Below are 609 nucleotides of genomic sequence, written 5' to 3' on the forward strand. Positions count from 1 at the left end.
GATCAAAGCTCATTCGCAGCTCCCCACGGCTTATCGCAGCGTATCACGTCCTTCATCGCCTGTGCATGCCAAGGCATCCACCAAATGCCCTTTTGACACTTGATCGTTCTCATTGCCAATGCTCATCTTTATTTGGATCCAGCAAACCTATCCTCCTCGCTTGCGCTCGAAGGGGTGCTGTATCTGGCAATCCGGACAACCCTGAGATCGTCTAAATTCCAAACTCCAAAAACCCGGTTACCTTTTACAACCGAGCCAATCAGATGCCATCGACGTGTTCGATATGGTCGCTTTTTTGGAACCACGCCGAGCGGTTCACTTGCACCATATCTTAAGACCAGCTTCTCGAGATCTGTCCGGTGATGCGCGGTCAGGCAACACCAATCCAGCATGAACACCAGAAGGGCACTCTTGCGAGCACCCAAACAATGATCATGCCTCTAGGACAAGGCTTCCTTCCTACCTCCAAACCCTCCACCATCTCCGGTCGGCTAGACCATCCATGGTTTCCTGGGATCTGGGCTCGGACGTCTCCGACAATCTTTCGATCATCCTCAACACCTGGAAGCTTCCAGACATATCTTCTCTTCACAATGTAATCAGAACAGG

At 51.2% G+C, this 609-nt stretch carries 1 protein-coding gene and 1 rRNA gene; both read right to left on the reverse strand.

The genetic code is table 11. The annotated features are described in order from the left end of the window. Positions 1-105, reverse strand: a 23S ribosomal RNA gene (locus AC0C6X_RS30115); the annotation flags it as partial. A 265-nt stretch (positions 106-370) separates the two neighbouring features. Continuing rightward, on the reverse strand, positions 371-609 hold a 239-nt coding region (locus tag AC0C6X_RS30120; RefSeq protein WP_472956699.1), incomplete at its 5' end, for a hypothetical protein.

The organism is Ensifer sp. VA4 (genome assembly GCF_055710065.1).